3 protein-coding genes are annotated in these 2045 nt (G+C 64.9%); 1 reads left to right on the top strand and 2 read right to left on the bottom strand.

Annotation, left to right across the window (positions count from 1 at the left end):
- Positions 1 to 174: 174 nt before the first annotated feature.
- Positions 175 to 618 carry an ATP-binding protein gene (locus BM199_RS33085; protein ID WP_342741757.1) on the top strand — a complete coding sequence of 148 codons (444 nt, stop codon included), beginning with the start codon at positions 175 to 177 and terminating at the stop codon, positions 616 to 618.
- Between the two features lie 885 nt (positions 619 to 1503).
- On the opposite strand, the gene BM199_RS33080 is transcribed toward BM199_RS33085, so the two are convergent.
- Together BM199_RS33080 and BM199_RS34180 are read right to left on the bottom strand one after the other, a co-directional pair.
- The gene (locus BM199_RS33080; RefSeq protein ID WP_091680110.1) at positions 1504 to 1779 is read right to left on the bottom strand and encodes a hypothetical protein; all 276 of its coding nucleotides are present in this window, start codon (positions 1777 to 1779) and stop codon (positions 1504 to 1506) included.
- A 13-nt stretch (positions 1780 to 1792) separates the two neighbouring features.
- On the bottom strand, positions 1793 to 1963 hold the full coding sequence (locus BM199_RS34180) for a hypothetical protein (protein ID WP_177242903.1): 171 nt from the start codon (positions 1961 to 1963) through the stop codon (positions 1793 to 1795).
- Between the last annotated feature and the right edge of the window lie 82 nt (positions 1964 to 2045).

Here is a 2045-nt window from a genome sequence, read left to right as displayed (position 1 = left end):
ATCCGATCATGAACCCGATCCAGCTGCCCCATCACCACATCGACCACCACAACGATGATCTACCACACGACGACCAACTGCCGTTGCAGTATTAGACCCACGTGGGAGGGGGTACCAGCGAGCGGCGTGCGCCTTGAGCAGACAGGGCGCACGTTGCCTGCGGAGGAGATGCCGATGAGTGTCGAGGACGCCCCCGAACCGCTGACCCTGGACCTGCCCGGCTCCGTCGAGGTGCCGCTGCTGGTGCAGGTTCGGCAATGGGCCGGCTCAGCGTTGAACGACCTCGCGGAAGATCATCTGAATGCGGTGTTGCTGGTGTGCACCGAACTGCTCACCAACGCCTACGACCATGCCGACGGTTCCAGCCAGCTACGGCTACGGCGCAACCGCGTGCCGTGCTGGGTGCTCATCGAAGTCGACGACGGCGTGGTCGAACACCAACCCGTTGTGGGCCGGTCACGGCTCGGGGACCTGCGGGGCCGTGGCCTGATCCTGGTGGACAAGCTCTCCGAGGACTGGGGTGTCCGCACGCACGAGGCTGGCAAGACCGTCTGGGCGAGGGTCTCGTGCGAGGACGTCAGCCGCGGGATCTCCCGCTGTCCCGAACCCTCCGAGTGACACGGGCGAATCCAGGGGGAACGTCGAAGCAAGGCCCATCGTCTCCAGCTTCCGCCGAACTGCATCGGAAGCAATGAGCCGCAGCGCTCGGCCGTCGGCAACACAGCGGCGCACCAGCTGCAAGAACGGCCCGACGGCTTCCATCGTGAAGTAGTTCACCGCGGACAGGTCGACGACGGCCACGCCATCCGGCGGCATATTCAAAACCGATGTGACCAGGGTTTGGGCGCTCTGGGCGTCGGCCAGTGCCCCGTCGGCACGGACAGTGAAGGATTCTGCACTCATCTCGGGCTCTGGGGAGTCCATCGAGACGGCTGCCTCCGGCGGATCGATCGTGTCCAACGTGCCCGTTCCCTTCACCAGGCTCTCCCTGACCCTTCGGGTGCGAACGCACAGGTCACGAGACCACGTAGCCGCGTCGATCGTACTGCTGTGCGCAACTCGGCAGCCCTCCCACCTGCGGATCACCCCGTGAGTGATCAAACCGCAGGACATGCCGGAGACCATTCTTCAGCTCCTGAACCAGCCACGACCGGCCAGCACTCAACGCGATTTGCGACACAGGCAACGGCCTCGAAACGAGACAAGAGAAGGCTGTGTCGCCTGAACAGGACACGAACTCAATCCGACACAGCCAATGCGGCGAGAAACTGCCTGTCTCTTCGGGCGGGCCCGAGATCGTCGGGATCAGCGGGCTGCTTCCGCCGACGATACGCATCATGAACTCGTGGTAATGGGGAGGCTGGAGCACCTGCTCGCACATCTGAATGCGTAGGTCGGCAGTTCAGAGGGATGCGGCGCGAACCACGCCCCACGTGGGTGGAGATGGTCACCTCACGGCTCGGACGTGCGGCGCGGTCGGCGTTCATGTAGAGCCCGTTTTGGTCAGATGCGGCGCAGCGCCTCAAGGACGCGGTCCAGAAGCGCAAGATGCTCGTCGTCGGAGCGCTGTCCTTGCGCCGCGGCCCGAAGCGCCGCGGCGCGCTCCTGGTTGACGTCCAGTGGCTGAGCCAGAAGCCCCGCTGCGGGGAGGTCTCCCAGACTGGGTAGGTATTGCGTCAGCTCGCTGTGGTCGACGTTAAGTGTGGGAGTGTCGGCGGCTTGGGCCGGTACGGACGGCGGCACTTCGGACGAGCGGCGCTGAGTCGGCAGGATCACCACGGCGTACTCCCTTTCACGGCAGCACTTCCGTTCCGAGAGGAGCGGCCCGGTGACCGAAGTCGTCGGGTTCGTTGTCGTCGGGCCAGAAGCGGCTACCGCGCAGCACCCGTAGGAGCGGCAACACCTCGTCCCGTAGCCCTGGCGTCATCGCGATCGCGCAGCGCGACCTGGTCGATGTCGCCACCGGGTGAAAACTGACCCCGTCTGACCGGCGGAAATCTGACCACCTCCTCATGATCAGGAGGTGTTGACCATGGAGGACTGGG

It is taken from the genome of Amycolatopsis marina, assembly GCF_900111885.1.
GTDB classification, from domain to species: domain Bacteria; phylum Actinomycetota; class Actinomycetes; order Mycobacteriales; family Pseudonocardiaceae; genus Amycolatopsis; species Amycolatopsis marina.
This window is presented reverse-complemented; position numbering and strand designations above follow the sequence as displayed.